The sequence below is a fragment of the Kribbella albertanoniae genome (genome assembly GCF_004348455.1).
GTDB lineage: Bacteria > Actinomycetota > Actinomycetes > Propionibacteriales > Kribbellaceae > Kribbella > Kribbella albertanoniae.
Genome location: NZ_SMKA01000033.1, coordinates 11,889 through 34,940, shown reverse-complemented (window position 1 = coordinate 34,940; position 23,052 = coordinate 11,889). Strand labels below are relative to the sequence as shown.

General features: G+C 67.7%; 20 protein-coding genes. 8 read left to right on the top strand and 12 right to left on the bottom strand.

From position 1 onward, the window contains the following. Position 1 precedes the first annotated feature (1 nt). Positions 2-802 (bottom strand): aldo/keto reductase, encoded by an 801-nt coding sequence (locus E1261_RS10955; protein ID WP_132405453.1) that lies wholly within the window; start codon positions 800-802, stop codon positions 2-4. A gap of 77 nt (positions 803-879) precedes the next feature. On the opposite strand from E1261_RS10955, the gene E1261_RS10950 reads away from it, so the two are divergent. Continuing rightward, a complete protein-coding gene (locus E1261_RS10950) occupies positions 880-3,420 on the top strand; it encodes an SEC-C domain-containing protein (protein WP_132405451.1) in 2,541 nt (846 codons plus the stop codon). A gap of 15 nt (positions 3,421-3,435) precedes the next feature. On the opposite strand, the gene E1261_RS10945 is transcribed toward E1261_RS10950, so the two are convergent. The 3 genes from E1261_RS10945 to E1261_RS10935 form a co-directional block, all read right to left on the bottom strand. Beyond that, complete coding sequence (locus E1261_RS10945; protein WP_132405449.1) at positions 3,436-5,043, bottom strand: RICIN domain-containing protein; 1,608 nt, start codon at positions 5,041-5,043, stop codon at positions 3,436-3,438. Between the two features lie 99 nt (positions 5,044-5,142). After that, positions 5,143-5,724, bottom strand: coding sequence for an HAD family hydrolase (locus E1261_RS10940; protein WP_132405447.1), 582 nt, complete (start codon positions 5,722-5,724; stop codon positions 5,143-5,145). Further along, on the bottom strand, positions 5,721-6,749 hold the full coding sequence (locus E1261_RS10935) for a LacI family DNA-binding transcriptional regulator (protein WP_132405445.1): 1,029 nt from the start codon (positions 6,747-6,749) through the stop codon (positions 5,721-5,723). The genes E1261_RS10940 and E1261_RS10935 overlap by 4 nt, the downstream gene beginning before the upstream one ends. Before the next feature lie 200 nt (positions 6,750-6,949). On the opposite strand from E1261_RS10935, the gene E1261_RS10930 reads away from it, so the two are divergent. From E1261_RS10930 to E1261_RS10900, 7 genes are all read left to right on the top strand, one after another. Continuing rightward, the gene (locus tag E1261_RS10930; RefSeq protein WP_132405443.1) at positions 6,950-7,798 is read left to right on the top strand and encodes an ABC transporter permease; all 849 of its coding nucleotides are present in this window, start codon (positions 6,950-6,952) and stop codon (positions 7,796-7,798) included. Further along, positions 7,795-8,694, top strand: coding sequence for a carbohydrate ABC transporter permease (locus E1261_RS10925; RefSeq protein WP_132405441.1), 900 nt, complete (start codon positions 7,795-7,797; stop codon positions 8,692-8,694). The genes E1261_RS10930 and E1261_RS10925 overlap by 4 nt, the downstream gene beginning before the upstream one ends. A gap of 2 nt (positions 8,695-8,696) precedes the next feature. Further along, positions 8,697-10,307: an extracellular solute-binding protein gene (locus tag E1261_RS10920; RefSeq protein WP_132405439.1), complete on the top strand. Its 1,611-nt coding sequence runs from the start codon at positions 8,697-8,699 to the stop codon at positions 10,305-10,307. Between the two features lie 23 nt (positions 10,308-10,330). Further along, the gene (locus E1261_RS10915; RefSeq protein ID WP_238176137.1) at positions 10,331-11,380 is read left to right on the top strand and encodes a Gfo/Idh/MocA family protein; all 1,050 of its coding nucleotides are present in this window, start codon (positions 10,331-10,333) and stop codon (positions 11,378-11,380) included. Then, positions 11,377-12,531: a Gfo/Idh/MocA family protein gene (locus E1261_RS10910; RefSeq protein ID WP_132405435.1), complete on the top strand. Its 1,155-nt coding sequence runs from the start codon at positions 11,377-11,379 to the stop codon at positions 12,529-12,531. The genes E1261_RS10915 and E1261_RS10910 overlap by 4 nt, the downstream gene beginning before the upstream one ends. A 54-nt stretch (positions 12,532-12,585) precedes the next feature. Continuing rightward, complete coding sequence (locus tag E1261_RS10905; protein ID WP_132405433.1) at positions 12,586-13,803, top strand: MFS transporter; 1,218 nt, start codon at positions 12,586-12,588, stop codon at positions 13,801-13,803. A gap of 367 nt (positions 13,804-14,170) precedes the next feature. Beyond that, complete coding sequence (locus tag E1261_RS10900; RefSeq protein WP_420813995.1) at positions 14,171-15,280, top strand: GGDEF domain-containing protein; 1,110 nt, start codon at positions 14,171-14,173, stop codon at positions 15,278-15,280. On the opposite strand, the gene E1261_RS10895 is transcribed toward E1261_RS10900, so the two are convergent. The 8 genes from E1261_RS10895 to E1261_RS10860 all read right to left on the bottom strand — a co-directional run bounded on the left by E1261_RS10895 (position 15,243) and on the right by E1261_RS10860 (position 23,043). Further along, complete coding sequence (locus E1261_RS10895; protein ID WP_132405429.1) at positions 15,243-15,737, bottom strand: P-loop nucleotide/nucleoside kinase family protein; 495 nt, start codon at positions 15,735-15,737, stop codon at positions 15,243-15,245. The genes E1261_RS10900 and E1261_RS10895 overlap by 38 nt on opposite strands. Before the next feature lie 2 nt (positions 15,738-15,739). Then, positions 15,740-16,711, bottom strand: a complete 972-nt coding sequence (locus E1261_RS10890; protein ID WP_132405427.1) for a HEAT repeat domain-containing protein — start codon at positions 16,709-16,711, stop codon at positions 15,740-15,742. Beyond that, positions 16,705-17,382, bottom strand: a complete 678-nt coding sequence (locus E1261_RS10885) for a HEAT repeat domain-containing protein (RefSeq protein ID WP_238176136.1) — start codon at positions 17,380-17,382, stop codon at positions 16,705-16,707. The genes E1261_RS10890 and E1261_RS10885 overlap by 7 nt, the downstream gene beginning before the upstream one ends. Positions 17,383-17,815: 433 nt before the next feature. After that, positions 17,816-18,949 carry an MSMEG_0565 family glycosyltransferase gene (locus tag E1261_RS10880; RefSeq protein ID WP_132405423.1) on the bottom strand — a complete coding sequence of 378 codons (1,134 nt, stop codon included), beginning with the start codon at positions 18,947-18,949 and terminating at the stop codon, positions 17,816-17,818. Then, the gene (locus E1261_RS10875; protein ID WP_238176135.1) at positions 18,949-19,746 is read right to left on the bottom strand and encodes a carbon-nitrogen hydrolase family protein; all 798 of its coding nucleotides are present in this window, start codon (positions 19,744-19,746) and stop codon (positions 18,949-18,951) included. Before E1261_RS10875 ends, E1261_RS10880 begins: the two co-directional genes overlap by 1 nt. A gap of 20 nt (positions 19,747-19,766) precedes the next feature. Then, positions 19,767-20,588 (bottom strand): carbon-nitrogen hydrolase family protein, encoded by an 822-nt coding sequence (locus tag E1261_RS10870; protein WP_202874619.1) that lies wholly within the window; start codon positions 20,586-20,588, stop codon positions 19,767-19,769. After that, positions 20,588-22,003 carry an MSMEG_0567/sll0787 family protein gene (locus tag E1261_RS10865; RefSeq protein WP_238176134.1) on the bottom strand — a complete coding sequence of 472 codons (1,416 nt, stop codon included), beginning with the start codon at positions 22,001-22,003 and terminating at the stop codon, positions 20,588-20,590. Before E1261_RS10865 ends, E1261_RS10870 begins: the two co-directional genes overlap by 1 nt. Continuing rightward, positions 21,973-23,043 (bottom strand): MSMEG_0568 family radical SAM protein, encoded by a 1,071-nt coding sequence (locus E1261_RS10860; RefSeq protein WP_132405419.1) that lies wholly within the window; start codon positions 23,041-23,043, stop codon positions 21,973-21,975. Before E1261_RS10860 ends, E1261_RS10865 begins: the two co-directional genes overlap by 31 nt. Positions 23,044-23,052 lie beyond the last annotated feature (9 nt).

The following is a 23,052-nucleotide window of genomic DNA, read 5'->3' as shown; positions in this document are numbered from 1 at the left end:
CTCACCACCACTTGTCCTCGCGGGCCTCGGCGGTGCCGCCGGTGGTGTCGAGGCCATCGAGGGCTGCCACGGTCGCATCGTCGAGCTCGAAGTCGAAGACTGCGAAGTTCTGCTCGATGCGCTCGCGGTGGGTCGACTTCGGGATGACCGACATGCCCTTCTGGACGCCCCAGCGGATCAGGACCTGGGCCGGAGTCCGGCCCAGCTCCGCCGCGATCCGGCCGACCACCGGATCGGTCAGGTGGTCGCCGGTGCCCAGCGGGCTGTAGGCCTGGGTGACCAGACCGACCTTGTTGCTCGCGTCCAGCAGGCCGCGGCGGTAGGCGAACGGGCTGAAGTAGACCTGGTTCACCGCGGCCGGGACCTCGCTCACCTTCGCGAGCTCGGCGAGCTCGGCGGCACTGAAGTTCGAGACGCCGATGCCCTTCGCGAGTCCGGCCGCACTGGCCTTCTCCATCCCGGCCCAGGCCCGGGTCGGACCACCTTGCGGCCAGTGCACGAGATACAGGTCCACATAGTCGGTGCCGAGCCGCTCGAGGCTCTTCTGGGCTTCGGTGAACGAGTCGTCGCGATTCGGGTCGAACTTCGTGGTCAGGAAGATCTCCTCCCGGGGGATCCCGCTGTCCCGGATCGCCTTCCCGACACTCACCTCGTTCCCGTACCCCTGCGCGGTGTCGATCAGCCGGTACCCGGCCTCCAGCGCCGCCGACACCGCCTGCTCAGTCTGAGCACCGTCCTCGACCTGCCACACACCTAGTCCCACCGCGGGGATCTCAGCACCATTCAAAAGCTTCAAGTTCATGCGACCCACAGTACGTCGCGGTGCCGTCCAGACACCTGGTCCACCGCCGAGGACGCGGCCCCCTAGAGTGGTCTGCCATGGGCGATTTCGACGTGTCGTACGACGCAGTACTGGATTCTGCAGCGGAGATCCTTGCCGCGCGCGGACCGCTGGCGGACCACGAGCTCTTCGCCGAACTGCAAGGTCGCGGTGTCGATCTCGGTCCGGAGCCTGTGGACACCTGGGAGGAAGCCCTCGAGGAGGTGCCCGACACCCAGTTGGTGCTCCTCGGCGACGAGCGGTGGGCCTGGCTGCCGAGCCTGCTCGCCGGGCGGGTGTTCGTTCGCCGGGTGACGGAGGTGGAGGCCGCCCACGATCTCCTCTACCTGACGCCCGACTTCACCGCGGCGGCACTGCTGTTCGCAACCGAAGACACTCAGCTGCTGGACGGCACACCGATCGAATTGATCATTGTTCCGTTCGAGCCCGAGAAGCTCGCCGAACGCGACGTACCGCTCGAAGAAGTGACCGACTTCGAGGTGGTCCTACTGCCCCTCGGGTACTGGGGCGCCAGGAAGGTTCGATCCGGTGATCTGATCGCGCTGCGGATCACCGGCGACGGGCTCGCGCTCGAGGTTCCGGATGCGCCGGCCGACGCGAAGGCGGCAACTGCGGTCGCGGAGGCCCTGATCGCCGTACTGGATCGGCGTGAGCCCGAGCAGCTCGATACGGCGATCTGGACTGTGTGCGCCGAGGATCCCGAGCTCTTCCGCGAGCCACTGATGCCGCTGGACGAGTTGTTCGCGGCGAACGGTCTGGCCCGGGGCGTCGACTGGCTGGCGCGGGAAGGCTTCGACTTCGGTGCGTGGCAGCTGGACAGCCGGCTGAAAACCGTGATGGATCGTTTCGAGCTGGACAACGAAGAGGCCTTGGCCGTGCTGGCGGCCGCCGGTCTGTACACGCAGGTAGCCGAGCAGCACGACGCCACGGCGCTCGACGAACTGACCGGCGAAGTCAAGGAGCTGCTCGCGCTTCTGGACGAACCGATGGTCGCCGTGGCGCTGCTTGAGCAAACGACTGGCTACGACGCCGAGCGGGCGGCTCCACTCGGACTGCTCGCCGAGGCACTCGAACCGTTGATGCCGCGGAACACTCGCCCCGCCCTCCGCTGGCTGCGAGCCAAGACCCAGGAGTTGCTCGGCGAAATCACAGCCGCCGAGCAGACGCTGCTGGCCGCCGAGTCACTCGATCCGGACTGGCCGCCGGCTGTGTACGACTTGGCCCGTTACGCCTTCGACCGGGGCGACACCACGCGTGGTCTGTCGCTGCTCCGGCGCGTGGAAGCGCCCGACAACGACCCCATGCTGCAGATCTTCGAGCGCTACGACGCGGCGCCGCGCGCTGACCTCGGGCGAAACGACCCGTGCTGGTGCGGATCGGGGCAGAAGTACAAGAAGTGCCACCTCACCAACAAGGACTTCCCTCTCGCGGAGCGCGCACGCTGGCTGTACGAGAAGGCGGACCGGTACCTGGCCGACCCACCCCGCCAGATCCTGCACGACGATCTGGGTGATCTGCGTGCTGAGTACGCCGAGACCGATGCCGAGATCGAGGCGGCGATCTCGGATCCGCTCATCACTGATGTCTTGCTGTTCGAAGGCGGATTGCTCGAGGACTTCCTCAGTACTCGCGGTGTGCTGCTGCCAGCCGACGAGCAACTGCTCGCGCAGCAGTGGCTGCTGACGTCTCGCTCGGTGCACGAGGTGACAGCTGTCAGTCCCGGCGAGAATCTCACTCTGCGCGACCTGCGGACCGGCGATATCCAGCAGGTACGCGAGCGCACCGGTAGCACCGCCCTGACCGCTGGCGATCTGATCTGTGCCCGCGTCGCCGCAGCCGGCGACACCCTGCAGATCTTCGGCGGAATCACGCCCGTCGCGCTACACCAGCGCGACGAACTGATCGCGTTACTCGACTCCGAACCAACCCCTCCCGAGGTGGTCGAATACCTCACCCGCCGTTTCGCGCCGGCCGTCCTGCAGAACACCGAAGGCGATCCGCTCGTCTTCTGCGAGGCCACCCTTCGCACCGAGGACCCAGTTGCCTTGAGCAACCTCCTCGACGAGCAGTTCGACCGCGCCGACGCGCCGGAGCCGACCTGGCTCGAGCACGTGACGACTGACGATCTGCGACGCATCAGCGCGACTCTCCAGCTGAGCGGAGACATCCTGCAGGTCGAAGCGAACAGCGAGCGTCGGTTCGAGCGGGTCGTCGCAGTGCTGCGCGATCTGATGCCCGCGGTCGTTCTGGTCAGCGAGTCCCGTCGACCGGCCCGGGACATGCGCGAGATGGCCGCGCTCGCGTCGGACTCCACCCGCGACCGCGGGGCTCTCGGTGGTCCGGTCGATCCGGAGACTGCCGCCGTACTGGAGGAGTTCGTTCTCGAGTACGAACAGAAGTGGCTGACGGAACCGATCCCGGCGCTGTCCGGGTTCACACCGCGGCAGGCCGCGGCGGATCCGACGCGTCGTGACGATCTGATCAAGCTGCTCGCGTCGTTCCCGGAGGCAGACCGGCCGGGCGCGATGAGCCCGGCCCGCCTGCGCACCGCGCTCGGCCTGCCCGCTGCAGGCTCCTGAGCGCTCCGGGTTACGTCAGCGGCGTTCGAGTTTCCAGATCTGGGGCTGGAGGTTGTTGCAGTGCCAGATCTGGAGGTCGGCGCCGGCTGCGGTGGAGCCGCCGGCTACGTCCAGGCAGTGGCCGGAGTTCTGGCCGACGATCTGGTAGTAGTTGCGGCCGACGTTCACGAACTTCCAGCGCTGCCAGCCGCCGTCCTGACAGGCGAACTGCTGGATCTTCGCGCCGGGTTCGAACGAGTTCTTGGTGACCTCGACGCAGAGCTGGCTGTTCTGGCCCTTCATCCGGTAGTAGCCGTTGCCCTCGGCGGTGAACTGGAAGTTCTGCGGGCCGAGGCCGTTGCAGTACCACTGCTGGATCCGGCCGCCGTACTCGCGGGAGTCGGCCGCGACATCCATGCAGTAGGTGCTCTGCGCGCTGAGCAGCCGGTACGTCGCTCCGCCGATCACGCCGGTGTCAGTTCCGGTACCGATCGCGGAGCCGGTCGCGAAGAACGTCTGGCAGTCGCCGTTGCTGAAGTCGCTGGCGAGCTGCAGGACCTTCGTGCCGTCGGCCGAACCGACCAGCGGTGAGCTGTAGTTCGGGCAGTAATGGTTGACCGGGTTCGGGACGTGGACCGGTGCCTCGAGCTCGTACCAGAAGCCGAAGGAGCCTTCGGTGTTCGCGAGGATCGTGCGGCCGTTGTCAGCGGCAACTGATCCGTTGGCGTTCTGCAGGATCTGACCGATCAGCAACAGCTTGTTGCCGACGACCGCGACGGTCGGCGTGTGCGTGAAGTACTTGCCGTCGATGGTCTGCGGCCTGGTGCCGAGATCACTCGGCGGTCCCCAGCTCCAGCCGTCGCTCGAGGTGCGCTTGTGGACGACACAGTCGTACTGACCACCGAGTCCGCAGATCTCGTAGACCATGACGTAGAAGTTCGGGTTCAGCTGCCGCACCACCGGCATGCCCGGCCGGTGGCCGCCGTTCGTGCTCTGCACGGTCGGGACCCGGTCGGTCCAGTTCACGCCGTCACTGCTGCGGACCTCCATCAGCTTCTGGCTGTGGACGCCGTCGGTCTCATCCGCGTAGTGACAGACGAGCCGGCCGTCCGAGGCCACTGAGAACTCGGGCTCCCACAGGCCGCGGTCGTTCGGCGCGGTTGCGCAGTTCGACAGGTAGCTCCAGGTCCGGCCGAGGTCGTTGCTCTTCCAGATCCGGAGGGCCATCGGGCGGTCGTTCGAACCGACCGAACCGGCCCACAGCAGCGTGCCGGCCGGCATCGAGCCGATCTGCCGGGGCAGCTCGAAGAGGGTCGCGCAGCACAGACCCTGGTTGTTGGCGGCCTCCGGATCGGCGACCACACCGACCTCGGCGAAGCTCGCGCCGCTGTCAGTGCTCTCGTGGATCACGCCGACACCGCTCGCGGCACCCCGGAACGAGACGACGCTCGCCAGGATGCGTCCGTTGGCGGCGCCGTTGTGCTGAAGCCGGATGGCTCGCGGATAGAGACTCGCTCCGGCCGGCTGCAGCAAGGTGCCGCTGGCAGTGGGCGCAGCGGATTGAGCCGAGGCGGGGATTTGGGCGGCGACCAGGCCGGTGACCAGTAACAGGCCGGTGATCAGCAACCGGAGTAGGCGTTTCATCGGAGGTACTCCAATGCGCGTCGGGGCGGGGACAGACTGCGGCTACAACGATGCATTGGGCACCCTGTCACCGATCTGTCACGCCGACAATCCCTTCTGTCAGAGCTTCACGGGGAAGAGCACGCGCCACAGCGGGATGAAGGCGGGCTGATCGGGCTGCCCGGTGAGGTAGCCGGTCAGGCCGGCCTGCTCGGCCGCGGTGATCTCGGCCGGGGTCTCCCCTTCGTAGAACGATCGGCACGGGGACGCGGCCGACTTCCCGCGCTCGAACAGGGCCAGGGCCGGCTTCGACTCGGCCTTGGTCCGCGGGGTCAGGATGCGGTCACCGAACAGCGCCCACGGGAACGGATCCGCCTCCGCCCACTGACCGTCGACGTACGCCTTGGTCGCGGCCGCACGCTCGGCGTCGGTCGCGCCCCACTCCGGCGGCACGTTCGTGATCAGACCGACCGGTACGCCGACGGCCCGGAGCTGCCGGAGATGCCGCTGCGCCCCCTCCATCCAGGTCATCCGCCCGGCCACCTTGGTGTCGACCAAGGTGTTGCCGAGGTCGAACCAGACGACCGAGCAGCGTGCCGGGTGCTGCGCCACCGCGGTGGTCGCGGCATTCGCCGTACTGGCTGGGACGAGCAGGGCGGTTGCCGCGAGGACTGCGGCGATCAGCCGGGCGGTGAACTTCACTGTGCCTCCGAGCGCCCGTCCGCCGGGGGCGGTGGCGCGGTCGATTCTCGGTAGATGACGTGGTTGAGGGTCCGGGCGGACCGCTCCGGAGCAGGCTTGCCCTGGATCTCCGCGAGCAACCGGTGGATCGCGTCGCGGGCCTGGGCCTCGCGGTCCACCGACACCGTCGACAACGACGGGGTCGCGAACTGGCCCATGGCCTCGTCGTCCCATCCGAACACACTAAGGTCGCGGGGCACTTCCCAGCCGCGGGACCGCGCGCCGCGGATCACGCCCATCGCCACCACGTCGTTGGCGGCCACCACCGCCGTGACGCCACAGTCGGCCGGCAGCGCGGTGATCGCGTCGTACCCCGACTGGGCCGACCAGTCACCGTCGACCACGCCCACCGAGCGCAGACCGAGCCGCTCGATGGTCTCCAGGTAGACGCTCTTGCGGTTGCGGGCCGAGGAGAACTCCTGGTCGCCGGCCACATGCAGAAAAGTCCGGTGCCCGAGCCCGGCCAGGTATTCGATGATCTCGCGCACCTCGGTCGCTCCGGCCAGCTCGCCCAGCACCCGCAGCTTCTCGTCATGGATCTCGCTGCGGACCAGCGGCACCTCCAGTGACCTGGAGCTCTTGAGGTCGATCGAGGACATGGCCAGAATCCCGTCGACCTGCCCCGAGCGAGCCAGCTCGTCGATGCGCGCCGCCCGGACCCGGGGACCGCCTTCGACACTGACGACCTCGATCTGGTAGCCGGCCTGGTGCGCGGTCTCGGCGGCCGCCGAGAGCGCGCGCCCGGGGAAGTTCGGGCCGGTCGCCAGCACGATGGCGAGCCGGTTCGTCCGGCGGGTGCGCATCGACCGCGCGGCCAGATTCGGCCGGTAGTCGAGCGCCTTCACGGCGTACTCGACCTTGATCCTGGTCTTCGGTTTCAGGCTGTCCTTGTCCTGCAGGTACCGCGACACGGTCGTGTGCGAGACGCCTGCCAGCCGGGCCACCTCGTGAATGGTCGACGGCCGTTTCCGCTCCACTTCGCTCACTCCCGAACACTAGCCGAACAACGAACTCTTGACACCCTCCACGGGCTGCGGTTAGCTACCGACTCAGAAGTGGATCGATCACTTTTTATTGCCCCTGCCTAACTCACCCAATTATTGGGTAACCTCCACCGAGGAGGACAGTGTCTCTTTTCACGCGATTACGCCGCGATTATCCCATCCTGTTACTGGCGATCCCCGGGATGCTGATCCTCTTTGCATTCCACTATTTCCCGCTCTGGGGAAATGTCATCGCGTTCCAGGATTACCAGCCGTACCTCGGCGTCGGCAAGAGCCTGTGGTCCGGGGTCGAGAACTTCAAGACCATCGTCGACGGCGACCCGGAGTTCCTGAACGCGGTCAAGAACACGCTGATCCTGACCGCGATCCAGACCGTGATCGTGTTCCCGGCGCCGATCGTGGTGGCCCTGGTCCTGCACAGCCTGCTGTCCAACCGGATCCGCCAGTTCGTCCAGACCGTCATCTACCTGCCGCACTTCATGTCCTGGGTGATCGTGGTCGCGGTCTTCCAGCAGATGCTCGGCGGCACCGGGATGATCAACAACTGGCTGCGCTCGCACGGGTACGACCCGATCAACATCATCGGCAACGCCGAAGCGTTCCGGGCCCTGCTCACCTCGCAGGTGATGTGGAAGGACACCGGCTGGGCCACGATCCTGTTCCTGGCCGTGCTGTCCCAGATCGACCGGTCGCTGTACGAGGCGTCCGCGGTGGACGGCGCCACCCGCTGGCGGCAGACCTGGCACATCACGCTGCCGGGCCTGAAGCCGATCATCATCCTGCTGCTGATCCTCAAGCTCGGCGACTCGCTGACGGTCGGTTTCGAGCAGATCATCCTGCAACAGCAAGCGGTCGGGACCGATGTCAGTGAAGTGCTCGACACCTACGTCTACAACAACGGCATCCTCGGCGGCGACTGGGGAACGTCGGCCGCGGTCGGTCTGGTGAAGAGCGTGGTCGCGCTGGTCCTCGTCCTGGGCGCCAACAAACTGGCCCACCGGTTCGGTGAGGAAGGGGTGTACCGAGGATGAAACGCCAGCAGGTACTCGCCGGCGGGATGCCGATGCCGGGCCTGGCCGAGCGGATCGTCAAGGCGATCTTCCTGACCTTGATCTGCGCGGTGGTGGTGGTCCCGTTCATCGGGGTCGTGTCCACCAGCCTGGCCTCGCCCGAGGAAGTGATCCGGGCCGGCGGCTTCGTACTCTTCCCCACCCACGGAATCGACCTGTCGGCGTACAAGTCGATCCTGTCCGGCGGGACGGTGACGCAGGCCCTTCTGGTGAGCGGCTTCATCACCGCCGTCGGTACGGCGATCGCCCTGGTCCTGACCTGCATGCTGGGCTGGGCGTTGAGCCGCCGCGGCAGTGTCGGCAACAAGCCGCTGCTGCTGCTCGTGCTGATCAGCCTGCTGTTCAACCCGGGACTGATCCCGAGCTACCTGGTGATCCAGCAGTTCGGGCTGCTCGACAGCCTGTGGGCGGTCATCCTGCCGACCTCGGTGAGCGCGTTCAACGTGATCGTCGTCCGGGCGTACTTCGTCGGGCTGCCGGACGCCGTGCTCGACTCGGCCCGGATCGACGGCGCCTCGGAATGGAAGATGTTCTGGTACATCGGGCTGCCGCTGTCCAAGGCGGTCGTCGCGGTGGTCGGCCTGTTCTACGGGGTCGGCTACTGGAACAGCTTCTTCGGCGCCCTGCTCTACCTGAACGACAGCAGCAAGTGGCCGCTGCAGCTGGTACTGCGGACCTACGTGGTCAACGGCGTCGAGATCGGCGCCCAGGACCTCGGGGCGACCGAAGCGCTGCCGCCACAGACCTCCATCCAGATGGCGATCCTGATGATCTCGGTCGTCCCGATCCTGTGTGTCTATCCGTTCATCCAGCGGCACTTCGCCAAGGGCGTGCTGACCGGAGCAGTGAAGGGCTGATTATGACCAACCACGATGCGCGGCTCAGCCGCCGAACCCTGCTCGCCGGCGCCGCGGCCATCGGCCTCGCCGGCTGTTCCAACGACGGTCGCGGCGGCCAGACCGGCGCCGGCGGCGACACGGCCGGCGTCCGCCCGGCGTACCAGCCGTACACCGGCGTCAAACCCGATCTGCCGGGCGCCGAGTACAACATCCCGAACGCGTTCACCCGCTATCCGGCCAATCCCGTCCAGGCGATCACGACACCTCCGGGCGACGGCAAGCCGATCGACGTGCTGACCTACACGAACACGCCGATCCCGCCGAAGCTCGAGCAGAACCGGTTCTGGCAGGAGCTGAACAGCCGGGTCGGGTCGCCGGTCACGGTGAACCTGACACCGTCGGTCGACTACGCCCAGAAGTTCGCCACCGTGGTCGCGGGCGACCGGCTCAGCGATATCTTCCTGGTCGGCGCAGTCCCCCAGGTGCCGCAGATGCTGGAGGCGAAGGCCGTCGACCTGACATCGCATCTGTCCGGCGACAACATCAAGAAATACCCGTACCTGGCGAACCTGCCGGAGACCGCCTGGAATGTCTGTATCTTCTCCGGCAAGATTTTCGGCGTACCCATTCCGCGCGGGGCGATCAGTTCGAATGTGCTCTACACGCGCGCGGATATCCTGCAGAAACAGGGCCTGCAGGGTGAGGTCAAGAATGTCGACGACTTCTTCGAGTTGTGCAAGGCATTGACCGACAAACCGCGCAACCGGTTCGCGCTGGCGGCATCTCCGACCCAATTCGTGCGGAACATGTTCGACGTACCGAACAACTGGAGCGAGAACGGCAAGACGCTGGTCAGCAGCAACGAGCACGAGGCGCAGGAGGAGGTCTTCGAGGTCCTGCGGAAGCTGTGGAGTTCGGGGTACATCCACCCGGATGCCTTCTCCGGCCAGAACCAGGATCTCAAGGTCCGATTCGGGAACGGATCGAGTGCGCTGGTCCAGGACACCTTCAGCGCCTGGCCGAGCTACCTGCAGACCGCGGTCGACAAGGAGGCCCGGATCGGGATCGTCGGGCCGCCGAAACACGACGGCTCCGGGCCGGGCAAGATCTGGCTCGGTGCACCCGCGATCGGTTTCGCCGCGATCAGCAAGAAGTCCGAGGCGCGGGTCGAGACCCTGCTGGCGTACATGAACTTCCTCGCCGCGCCCTTCGGCACCCAGGAGTACCTGTTCCGCAAATACGGGCTGCCCGGCCTGCATCACAACGTCGTCGACGGCAACCCGGTGCTGACCAAGAAGGGCTTCAGCGAAGTCCAGCTCGGTCTGATGTACACAGCGGACGCTCCGTGGACGGTCTTCCTGCCCGAGAAGGCGGGGGACGCCGAGGCCGAGTACAACGCGATGAAGGCCCTCTGCCCGACCGCCCTGGCCGACCCGGTCGCCGGGATGTACTCCGAGACCAACGTCCGCAAGGGTCCGCAGCTCAACACCGACATGACCCAGGTCACCAACGACATCATCCAGGGCCGCAAACCGGTCTCCGCCTGGGGCGATGCGGTCAAGAAATGGAAGAGTGGTGGCGGCGACAAGATCGCCGAAGAGTTCGCCCAGGCCTTGCAGTCCTCACGCTGATACACCTGTTGAAAGGAACTGTTTTGACCACCAACACCGTCAGGTTCGCGGCCGTCGGTCTTGATCACGCCCATATCCACGGCCAGATCGCCGGTCTGATCGCCGCCGGCGCCGAGTTCGTCGCGATGGCGACCGACGATCCGGCGGCAGCGATCGCCGTACAGGTCCGGGAGCGGTACCCCGACGTGCCGGTCGCCGACTTCCCGGCCGAGCTGATCGAGCGGGACGACATCGACGTGATCGTGACGGCCGCCGTACCGGACCGGCGCGGACCGATCGCGGTCGCCGCGTTGCGCGCAGGGAAGGACGTGGTCGCCGACAAGCCGGGCTGCGTCAGCTTCGCGCAGCTGGAGGAGATCGAGAAGGCGGTCGCCGAGAGCGGGCGGTTCTGGTCGGTGACGTTCTCCGAGCGGCTCGAGGTGCGGTCGGCGATCAAGGCCGGTGAGCTCGTCCGCGAGGGCCGGATCGGCACGGTGGTGCAGACCATCGGGCTCGGGCCGCACCGGATCGGCGACCGCGGTCACCTCGGTGGTGGCGCCGGGCGGCCGGACTGGTTCTACGACAAGAACCGGTACGGCGGCATCCTGGTCGACATCGCGTCCCACCAGATCGACCAGTTCCTCTTCTACACGGGCTCCCGGACCGCCGAGGTCGTGGCCAGCTCGGTCGGCAACTTCGCCAACCCGGGCAAGCCCGGTCTGCAGGACTTCGGTGACCTGCTGATCCGCAGTGACAACGCGCAGGGCTACATCCGCGTCGACTGGTACACGCCGGACGGGCTGCCGACCTGGGGTGACGGCCGGCTGATGATCCTCGGCACCGAGGGCTACATCGAGCTGCGCAAGTACGTCGACATCGCCGGCCGGCCGGGCACCGACCACGTCTTCCTGGTCAACCACGAGGGCATGGAGTACATCGACTGCTCGGACGTGCAGTTGACGTACTACGCCGACCTGCTGAACGACGTACGGGATCGGACCAGTACGGCGGCGCCGCAGGAGCACACGCTCGAGACCATGCGGCTGGCGCTGACCGCGCAGCAGCAGGCGGTCGTCCGCGGAGCCGCCGAATGACGGTTCTCAAGGTCGCGATCGTTGGCTGCGGCAACATCAGCCGCAGCCACATCCGGTCGTACGCCGCTGCCCCGGCATCGCTCGTCGGTGTGGCGGATATCGTTCCTGACAAGGCGGAGGAGCACGCCCACAAGTACGGCGGTAAGCCGTTCGCCAGTGTCACCGAGTTGCTGGCGGCAACTGATCCGGACCTCGTCTCGGTCACCACTCCCCCAGGCAGTCATGCCGAGATCGCCATCGAGGTCCTGGCCGCCGGCAAGTCCGTCCTGCTGGAGAAGCCGCCGGTCCTGAATCTGGCCGAGATGGATGCAGTGGCCGCGGCCGAAGCGGCCAGTGCCGGCTCGGTGTACGTCGTCTTCCAGCATCGGCACGGATCGGGTGGCCGGCGGGCCGCGTCGCTGCTGGCCGACGGCTCGCTGGGGAAGCCGCAGGTCGCCGTCTGCGAGACCCTGTGGTTCCGCCCAGTCAGCTACTTCGATCCGGAGTGGCGTGGGACCTGGGTCGGCGAGGGTGGCGGGCCGACCCTCGGCCACGGCATCCACCAGATCGACCTGTTGCTGCATCTGCTCGGTCCCTGGAAGTCGATGACCGCGACTGCCCTCCGGCTGGATCGGCCGGTCGAGTTCGAGGACGTGTCGATGGCCTCGGTCATCTTCGAGAGCGGTGCAGTGGCAACCGTGATCAACAGCCTGCTGTCACCCCACGAGCTGAGCCGGATCCGCATCGACACGACCGGCGGTTCGCTCGAGGTCAATCATTTGTACGGCTACTCCGACACGGACTGGAAGTTCACGCCCGTCCCGGACGCGGCGCGCGCTGCGACGCTCGGGCTCGATCCGGGCGTCCGCCGTACCGACCTCGTTGCTGCAGACACCGACCCGTGGGCGGCATCGGCCGGGGACGACGTACCGAGCAACCACGCGGCTCAACTCGGGCGGCTGGTCGACGACCTGCTGGCCGGCCGCACCCACGACACCACGCTGGCGAGCACGCGGCCGACGATGGAGTTCGTGACCGCGCTCTACGCCTCGGCCCTCACCGGTACGACGGTCCAGCGCGCCGACCTGACCCCTGGCCACCCGTTCTACCGAGCCCTGCACGGCGACGTACCGCAGGACGCCATCGACCAGGCGATGGCTTCGAAGCGGTAACGGCTCACCGGTACGACGCGCCGGGGCGCGGCCATAGTCAGTACGTTGTGATTCATGTCCCGCCCCGGCCAGCCTGAACGCTCTGCGACGTACGCGGAGGTCTTCGCGGATGCCGAGTTCAGGTGGTCGTGGCTGGCACTGGTCGGCTCGGTCATCGGGGACCAGTTGGCTCGGGTCGCGCTCGCGGTGTTGGTGTTCGACCGCACCGGCTCCGCGGGCCTGTCCGCGTTGACCTATGCACTGACAATGTTGCCGGACGTCGTCAGCGGGCCGCTGCTCGGCGGGCTGGCCGACCGCTTCCCTCGCCGCCAGATCATGGTGAGCTGCGATGCCGCTCGCGCGGTGCTGGTCGCCATGATGGCGATCCCCGGCACACCGCTGTGGATCCTGTGCGTGCTGCTCGTCGCGGTGCAGTTGCTCGCGGCTCCCTTCCAGTCAGCCCGTACGGCGTTCCTCGCGACGCTGATGACCGGGGACACCTACCGGGCGGCCGTCGGTCTGTCCACGGTCACCGTTCAAGCCGCTCAGCTGGCCGGCTTCGTGGCCGGTGGCACCATCGTCGCGCTGCTCGGCTCCAGCCAGGCGCTGGCCCTCAACGCGCTGTCTTTTGCGGTCTCGGCCGTATTACTGCGCTTCGGCGTGCGGGAACGTCCTGTCCCGATGGGCGACGACCCGACCGCCCGACCGAGCTGGTGGGGCTCCCTGGTCGCAGGCGCCCGACTGGTCTGGAACAACCGCAGACTGCGCTACCTGCTGGCCCTCATCTGCGTGCCCGGCTTCTACATCACCGTCGAAGGACTGGCCACGCCGTACGCCGTCTCTGTCGGAGGCGGCCCGATCGCCGCCGGCATCCTGTTCGCCGCGAACCCGGCCGGCCAGGTCGTCGGCATCCTCGCGGCATCACGAATCGCCCCGGCGCGCCGGATGGCGATGATGGGCCCGCTCGCGATCGGCACCTGCGCCGTACTGATCGGATGCGTCTTCCAGCCGGGGTTGTGGGTGACGGTCGTGCTGTGGATGGTCTCGGGAATGTGTGCCTGCTTCATGCCGCTCGCGCAAGCGACCTTCGTGCAGGAGATTCCTGATGCGCAGCGGGGACAGGTGATCGGCCTGGCCCGCACTGCGCTGGTGGTTGCTCAGGGGATGGGGATCCTGGTCGCCGGGGCGGCGGCGGATCATTGGAAACCGGCCATGGTCGTGGCCGTCGCTGGGGTACTCGGCGTGGTCTACGCCGCCGGTGCCGCCCGAGGGTACCGGCGAGCCGCCATCTGAGGATCACGGCCAATCGTTGGTCCGCATCGCGACGCACCTCCCTCCCGGGGGCTCGGGCTCGGCACCACGATCAGGGCCAACGCAGTGACATTGGGTGATGCCGCGTTTACTCTGAAGGTGAGGACGAGTGGGGCTGGGGGAAACGTTAATGCTGAGTATCCGCCATTGGAGGCTGCGGCGCAGACGCCGTCGTGACAACGATTCTGCTGCGGCTGCCTGGGTTCCTTCCCGATGGTCACTGTGGACGGCTCCTACTGCAGTTCTGGGGTACGTTCTGGCCGTCGATGTGCTAGCACTCGTGGTGATCGGCGTTGCCTTCGGCGACGTTGAGATGGCCCCGGGCGACTGGGTTCGGTTTGCTGTCCTGATGGTCGGGTCGGCGATCCATATCGAGGCCGGCCGCGAGATCGAGCGGCTCCGGCTGGTCGCGGCCGAAGGCTCCACCTACGTGAATCTGAAGTCGATGTGGATCTTCGCCGGCATCTTGATCCTGCCACCCCTGCTGGCGATCGCAGTCATCACCTTGAGCTATCTCCACTCCTGGGCACGGCTGCGGCGAACCGCGCCTCACCGCGCTGCGTTTTCTGCCGCCACGGTGGTCCTCGGCTCAGCAGTAGCCGTCATGTGTCTGCGCACCATCAACCCCGGCAATCAACTCAGCTACGCAGGCGGTGCGATCGGCCTCGTCGCTGTAACCGCCGCAGCACTTGCTTACTGGCTCATCAACTATTCCCTCGTTGTCGGCGCGGTGCTGCTGAGCAACCCCGAGGCCAACGCCCGCAAAGCATTGGGACAGCTTTCGGATCAGTTCATCGTCGCCGGCGCTCTCGGCCTCGGCACGACGAGTGCTGTTCTACTGGTCTATCAGCCCTGGCTGACGGTGGCTTTGCTGATCACGGTTCTCGGACTACATCGCGCGCTACTTGTCGGGCAATTCCAGTTTGCGGCGCGCACCGACTCCAACACCGGTCTTGCGAACACGATGTTCTGGCACGAGATCGCCGCCAAGGAACTCGAGCGTGCGCAGAATGCCAATGCCTCGCTTGGGGTTCTGTATCTGGATCTCGACCACTTCAAGACCGTCAACGACACTCATGGCCATCTGGCAGGCGACCAGGTGCTAAAGACGATCGCGGCTGAGCTGAAGCACGAGATCCGGACCGATGACCTGGTCGGGCGGCTCGGTGGTGAGGAGTTCGCGATCCTGCTCCCGAACACCAACGCAGACGACACGTTGCGCACGGCAGAGCGCATCCGGCATCGCATTGCCAACCTCGTCATCAGCGTGACCGCGCCGACCGGGACCACACTGGTCGACGGACTGACCTGCTCGATCGGTGCGGCGACGTACCCGGCGGCCGGCCACAGTCTCGACGTACTGCTGATGGCGGCCGATACCGCTACCTATGCGGCGAAAGAGGCCGGGCGCAACCAGGTGGTCACTGCGCCGACCAGGACTCCAGGTCAATTGAGCTGAGGCGGACCGGGTTCTCGTCGGGGCCGGGCGGGTCGAAGTCGGCTAGGTGTTGGGTGAGGACTTCGTCGGTGACGTCCTGGCGCTTGCCGCTGGTCTGGTTGGCGGCTCGGCGGGCCAGGATCGTGGCGTGGTCGATGTCCAGGTAGAGCAGTGTGAACTGGGCCTCCACATCAGCCGCCAGTGCGCGCCACCCGTCGCGGAGGAAGCGCGGGGAGCTGGTGTCGTCGACGACTACCGACGTACCGGCGGTGAGCAGGGCGCGGGTCTCGGCATGAGCTTCGGTGTTGGTGCGGATCCACTCCTCGACCGGGATCCCGTCGCCGCCCCACAGGCCGCGGCGGGCGTTGATCTCGTCGAGGCTGACGACGGTGGCGGCCAGCCGGGGCGCCACGGTTCGGGCGACCGTGCTCTTGCCGGAGAACGCCGTACCGCAGAGCAGGACGAGTCGGGGAGCCATCGTCAGCCTTTCAGGAGTGCGTTGGCGAGCATGGCGACAACGCGGTCGGAGTCGTTGGTCAGTTGACGAAGAACGTCGTCGGCGAGCGGGGCAGGTAACTCGGCCAGCGCTTGGGTGAGGCGGATCCGCGCAGCCGACTCGGAGACCGCCAACGCGTCGGTCAGGGAGGTGATCACGCTGGGGTCCTGGGCGAGAGTGCCGAGGATCTCGGCGGCCTCCACGTCGTTGATTCCCTCGACGATCAGGCCAACCAGTGCTGGGATCGCTGCCACGACACCTCGGTTGCCTAAGGCAAGGGCTACGTGCTTGCGGACGATCGGGTCGTCATCGTCCAGTGCGCCTTCCAGTACGGCGGTTGCATCCGCGCCGGGCAGTTCGACCAGCGCCTGCACCGCGCGACGCCGTACCTCGACGTCTTCTGACTGCAGCCCGGGCGCGAGACTCGCCACACCACCCTCCGCGCGGGCGAGGGCCCAGCGGAGGGCGCCGGCGACGTTCGGATTCGACTCAGTCAGGATCGCCTTGGCGAGGACCTCGGTCGGGACCGGTACGTCGTCGCGCGGAGCCAGCACCGCCTGCTGGCGGCGGGCGGCGTTGGGTGAGTCGAGGGAGTGCAGGAGCTCGATGATGCGCAGTACGTCTTCCCAGCCGGACGGTGCGGACGCGTCGACCGTGCGGAGGCGTTCGAGCAGCTCCTGCTCGCGGTGCAGGCGGTCCTCGGTGCGCTGGATCAGGTCGCTGACCAGGGCCGCCGGGGCGAAGGTCGGGTCTTCCAGCGCCTGGCCGATCTCGCGCAAGGACAGGCCGAGTGAACGCAGGCTCTCGACGTGGAAGATCCGGCGGATGTCGTCGGCGGAGTACTCGCGATAGTTGCCGACGGTACGCCCGGTGGGGCGCACCAGCCCGAGGGAGTCGTAGTGCCGGAGCATCCGGCTACTCACCCCCGAGCGGCGCGCCACTTCACCGATCAGCACGCGGCCTGTGCCTCCTTGTGAGCTTCCGCCTGGGCCGCCTTCTCCGGGCCGAGCGCATCCATCCGCTTCGCCGCTTCGACATCCGCCGCAAACGCCGCATCCGGGTCCCGCAGCAACATCAGCGTCGCCCGGGCGTGCTGACGAACAGCAGGTTCGGCGTGAGTCAGTGCCGGCTGCAGGTACGGCTCGATGAGGTCGTCGAGCGCAACGAGCGCCCGGCTCAGACTCAGCTGCACCATCCGATCGCCACGCCCGAGCTGCGTGGCCAACTCAGCGGCCAACGCCTCCCGCTCCTCGAACGGCGCCAGTACGACGGCCGCCCGCCAAGCCGTCCGCGCTACCTCGTCGTCCGGATCCCGCAGCAGCTCCGGCGTGATCGCCGTCCACGTGCTCGGCACACCCAGCTTCGACAGCGTGTGCAACGCCTGACTACGCGCCTGCGCGTTCCCCGACTGCAGCTCGGCCAGGACCTTCGGCACCGTCAACTCCACCGGCTGCCGCATCAATGCCCAGGTCAGCATGTCCCGCACGAAGAAGTCCGGCTCCACCGCGCACCGCACCAGCAACGCCTCCACCAGCCCCGGCTCCGACCCAACCGTCATAGCCGCCCGCAACCGCGCCGACGAATCCCCGGCACCCAACACCTCGACGAACCTCTCCACCGCACTCACGGTGATCACCTCCGGCCTCCAGTGAAGACCTTGTCACAGTGTCAAGGTCAACCCCGCATCATTGCCCCGGTCACTGGTCAGGCGACGGGACCTCGGCTTCCCCAGCCAGAGCCCGGCAACCCCAGGCAACGCGGGCCAGGAGTCACTTTGAGCACCCATCAACCATCTGCTACCCCGCCGAAACGGTTGAACCGTGCTCAAGGTCGCGCCGACCACCCCGCCTTGAGCACGCATCAACCATCGTGCGGCCGCGAGCATGGTTGACCCGTGCTCAACGTCGTACCAGCTTGTGCGGACAGCCCTAACTAACCGGCCTAGGGGCCCACCCACGAGCGTGCGGCGGGGCGGCGAGCAGCGGCGGTGTTCCCCACCAACAGTGAACAGGAACTGGTGGGCCTGGACATGTGCGCGGCGCCGGGAGGCGGCGGCTGGGTTAGCGGGTCAGGGTTTTGTAGAAGGCGAGGTGGGCCTGGGCGGCGGCCGGCCAGGTGTAGGTGGCGGCGAGGGCTCGGCCCGCGGTACGGCGGTCGGCGGCTGAGGTGGTGAGCGCGTCGTCGGAGATCGGCGGGGTGGGAGCGCGGTCCGGGGTCAGGGCGGATTGGAGGGCTTGGGCCAGGGCTGGTGGGGTGGCTGCGTAGGTGGCGGTTGGGCCGAAGATTTCGCGGAAGACGGGGAGGTCGGAGACGACGAGGGGGACGCCGGCGGCGAGGGCTTCGAGGGGTGCCAGGCCGAAGCCTTCTTTGATCGACGGGAAGGCGAAGACATCGGCGGCGGCGACCAGGGCGGGGAGGAGGTCGTCGTCGACCGGGCCGAGGACGACCGGCGAGACGCCCAGGGAGCGCGCGGTGGCGTCCCAGGTGGCTCGGTAGGAACGGTAGTCGAACAGGGTTTCGCCGCCCGCGATGACGAGGCGCACCGACGGGTCCGCCAGCAACGCATAAGCCTGCAGGAGATCGAGCGAGCCTTTGCGCGGTTCGATGCCGCCGACGGTGAGGATGTAGCGACCGAGGCGGGAGCGCCAGTCCGCGCGGCGAGCGACCGCATCCGGAGCATCCGATGCCGCAGCGGCGAAGCGGGCGGCGTTCACGCCGTTGGGGATGACAGTTGCCTTGATCCCCCAACCGTCGGCCAGCTCGGTGGCGACGGCGGCCGAGACGCAGACGTGGGCAACGGGCTCGACGATGGCCCGTTCGTGGCAGGCAGCGAGTTCGGGCGTGCTGAAGTTGTCGAGGTGGTGAACGGTCCGCACACACCGCCCGGCCGCGTTCGCGCTGATGCAGTCCTGCGCATGCACGACGTCGTACGCAGAACCGTCAAAAGCCTCCCGCAGTACGGCGATCGACCGCAGAATCCGCGCGCCCACCGACTCCTCCGCCACCTCAGGAAACGGTACGACGGACAACCGCACCCGCGGGTCAACCGGCCGGAAGAACGCGGTGTCGCCGCCACGCCCCAGCGACCACACGGTCACGTCCTGCCCCACCGAAGCGAGCGCCTCCGCCAGGGCCAGCGTGTGCACGACACCGCCCCGCGGTTTGGTCGAGTAGCTGAGCAATGCGATCCGCATCAGTAAACCTCCGGCCGCCGCTCATCCAGATGATGAAGAACCCGCCGCGCAGTCTCGATCTCGGCCCGTACGTCGACCTCCGCGATCGCGATTCCCGCCTTCGACCAGGTCCGCGCGATGATGTCGCCGCCCGGACCGACGATCTTCGACTGGCCGAGGAACCGCATCCCGCCGATCGAGCCGGTCAGGTTCGACGAGACCAGCACCACCTGGTTCTCGGCGGCCCGCGACCGGTCGTACAGGTCGAACAACCGCGATTGCCGGTCCTCGTTCATCCGCGGCGCGCGGTTCGTGATGCTCGTCGGCCACGCGCACAGGCAGGCGACCACGTCGGCACCGTCGACCGCCAGGGTCCGGGCCGCCTCCGGGAACGTCTTGTCGTAGTCGATCATCATCCCCAGCCGACCGACCGGCGTATCGAAAGCACCGAACGAGGAGCCGGCCGCATAGACCGCACGCTCCCCCGGCGGCTGATGCACCTTGCGATGCTTGCCCAGCACACCGTCGCCCGTCACACACAACGCAGTGTTGTACCGCAACCCGGCATCCGCCTCGCAGAACCCGAAGCAGACCACCATCTCCCCCGCCATCGCGATCACCTTCGCGATCAGCGGGTCGTCCAGCGCCAGCGCCGGAGGCAGATCGTCCAGCGCCGGGTTGCTCAGATCGGCCAGGTATCCCCCGAGCGCCGCATCCGGCAGCACCAGCAACTCGACCGACTCGCGCCGGGCATGCCGGATCAAGGCCTCCACCCGGGACAGATCGAACTCAAGGTCCCGAGTGAAACCAGCCGCCACCGCGCCAACCTTCACGGGACTCAGACCGCCACGCCGTAGGTCTCCGGCCGCCGGTCCCGCAGGTGTCCCATCGACCGCCGGGCGAGTTGTAGGGCCTCGGCAACGTCCAGTTCGGCGATCGCCATCCCCGCGGCGACACCAGTATCGGCGAGCACTTCACCACCCGGATCCACCACCTTCGCACTGGCCACGAACCGCAGCGATCCGAAGGTCCCCGACTGGTTGGCCGACAGCCAGACCACCTGGTTCTCCAACGCGCGCGCCCGGTCGAACAGATCGAACCGCCGCTTCCAGCGGTCCTTGGACAGATCCGGATCCGGGTTCGTCCGCGCCCCCGGCCAGGCCGAGACGCACACGATGATCTGGGCACCATCGAGGGCCAGCGCCCGCGCAGCCTCCGGAAACGCCTTGTCGTAGCAGATCATCATCCCGAGCCGCCCGACCGGCGTATCGAACGCAGCGAAAGAAGAGCCGGCCGCATAGTGCTCGTCCTCCCGCAACGGCTGATGCACCTTCCGATGCCGCCCGAGGACGCCGTCTCCGGTCACGCACACCGCGCTGTTGTAGATCAGCCCGTCGACCCCCTCGGCATACCCGGCGACGACGACCATGTCACCGGCCAACGCAGCGAGCCGCTGGATCTCGGGCCCGTCGACGTCGAACGCCGGCGGCGGCTCCGCCGTACCGTCGAGACTGAGCAGGTATCCGCCCAACGCACCTTCCGGCAAAGCAAGCAGCTGTACGCCGGCCTGCCGGGCGTCGGCAATCAACGCGGCTACCCTCTCGAAGTCCGCCTCGAGATCGCGGTCGAAGTTCGCGGCCACGGCCGCCATGCGCAGCATCACGCCGCTCCCATTCCGGTCACACCGGCACTCACTGCCGGCGTGACCTCACCATCGGGCCAACGCAGTACGACGCCTTGTCCACTGGTCAACGAACCACACACCCGACTGACCGCGGGACCAGCCTCGAGCTCGGCCGGCCCAGCCGTCACGATCGCAAAACCGGGGAAGCATGTCAGCCAGTCCCCCATCGACGCTTCGGCAGGCTTCGGTACGGCGGCCACGTCCAGCACCGCCGCACAGCCACTGGCCTCGGCCAGCATGCCCAGCGTGCCAACGACACCCGCCATCGACACGTCCTTCGCCGCCGCGGGTTGCGCCTTCCCGACCGAACCGACCATCGCCCGCAGCTCATCCGGCCGCCGACGACTCGTCGAGTCCCACTGCCTCCCGGCGTACCCGGTCCGCCACGAGCCACCCAAATCCGCCGTCAGCCTCACGTCCTGTCCAGGCTGACCACCACCACCCGGTACGGGCGTCGCCGTCCGTCCGAGCGCGGTGACGCTCAGCGCCGCGGGCACTCCCAGTTGCGTGTGCCCGCCCAGCAACGGCACGCCATAAGCCTCAGCAGCACGCCGCAACCCGCTGAGCACCCGCGCCGCGAAGGCCGCGTCGCGAGCCCCGAGGGCATCCAGCAACCCCACCGGTACGGCGCCCATCGCGGCCAGGTCGTTCACGTTCACCAGCACCGAACACCACCCGGCCCACTCGGGATCCCGCTCCACCATCGCCGGCAGAATCGCGTCACACGCCGCCACCAGATCGCTGTCCGGCACCGGCGCCCCGTCGTCCCCGACAAATCCGGCCGGGCCAACGGAACCCAGCAACGGTCCCAGCGAACTCTTGCTCGCGGCAACCAATTGCGCGATCCGCGCAATCGGCCACCGCATCAGCACATGCGGCTCCCCCGCAACCTCCACCCGCTTCACCGTGTCCCACCCGAGCCGCTGGAAGAACCGGTACGTCGACGTCTGCACCGTCGCCTCGAATCGCAGCACCCCAGCGGTCTCGGCGTACGCACAAGCGGCCCGCACCAGCGCCGCCCCCACGCCGTTGAGCCGACCCACCGTGACCAGCCGTCCGCCTTGCCACCAACCGATATCCGGCCCGTCCGGCACCGGTCCCAGCCGAACCCCACCGATCACCTCGCCGGCCGCGGTCCGAGCCACCAGCACCACCGTCCGCGGATCCTCATCGCGCTCGTCCAGATCGCTGCGCTCGAACAACCCCTGCTGAACCACGAAAGCCTCGTGCCGCATCTGCAGATAGGTACGGCGTTCAGCCGCGTCCGCCGGCCCGATCAGAAACGCCGGCGGCGGTTCACCCAGCAGCGCGGAGACATCGGCAGCATGCCGAACCCCGGTGGTCTGCACCAGCGGCGCGATCATCCGCCGGCCGCCGACAGCAGACTGCACGCACCACAGGCTGCGCATCCGGCGCCCTGATCAGCACCCCGCATCTCCGCCGCCGCGAGCAGGTCGGCGACCCGAGCCGTCACCTCACGAACCACCTCAGCCGACGGTGGCACGACCCCGTCTGCTCGTGCCAGCGTGCCCAGCATCGGCCGCAGCGGCACCACGAACGGGTAGACCCCGCGCTCGATCAACCGCGCTGCTCCGGCCACCAGCTCGTCCGGATCCTCACCCATCCCGATCAGCAGGTACGTCGACACCCGATTCCGCCCGAAGACCCGAACGGCCTCGTCCCAAGCCGCCTCGTACTCGGCCACGCTGACCGACGACTTCCCCGGCATCCACCTCCGCCGTACGGCGTCGTCCAGTGACTCGATGTGGATCCCGATCGAGGTCGCCCCGGCTGCCCGCAGCTCCGACAGCACCTGCAAATCACCCGGCGGTTCGATCTGCACCTGGATCGGCAGGCCGGGTACCGCGGCCAGGACTGCCCGGACACAGCGCACGAGGTTCCGCGCACCACGGTCCGGGCCGGTCGTCGTACCGGTCGTCATCACCATCTGCGTGACGCCGTCGAGCCGGACCGCGGCCTCGGCCACCTCGGCCAGTTGCGCCGGGGTCTTCGCGGCGATCGTCGACCCCGCCCGCAACGACTCCTCGATCGAACAGAACCGGCAGCGCGTCTCTTCGCCGTACCGGATGCACGTCTGTACGACGGTGGTCGCGAGCACGTCCTTGCCGTGCAGCAACGCGATCTGCTGGTACGGGATGCCGTCGGCCGTGGTCAGGTCGTAGAACCGCGGCCGGCGGACCGGCTCGACCGACAGCCCCAGATTCAGCCCGTTGCGGAAGACCGCACCGTCCCGGACCTGATAGGGGCTGTCAGCAACGATCGGCAGGGTGGCGTTGGCACCGTCGACGACCAGGTGCCCGTCGTCGCTCGGGCCGGCGCCCTTGCTGCGGCGGACCGGGGCGTCCACCTGAACGCCCAGCACCGCCATCTCCGCCCGGGCCGCCAGGGCTTCTTCAGTACCAACGCTCATCGGAGGACT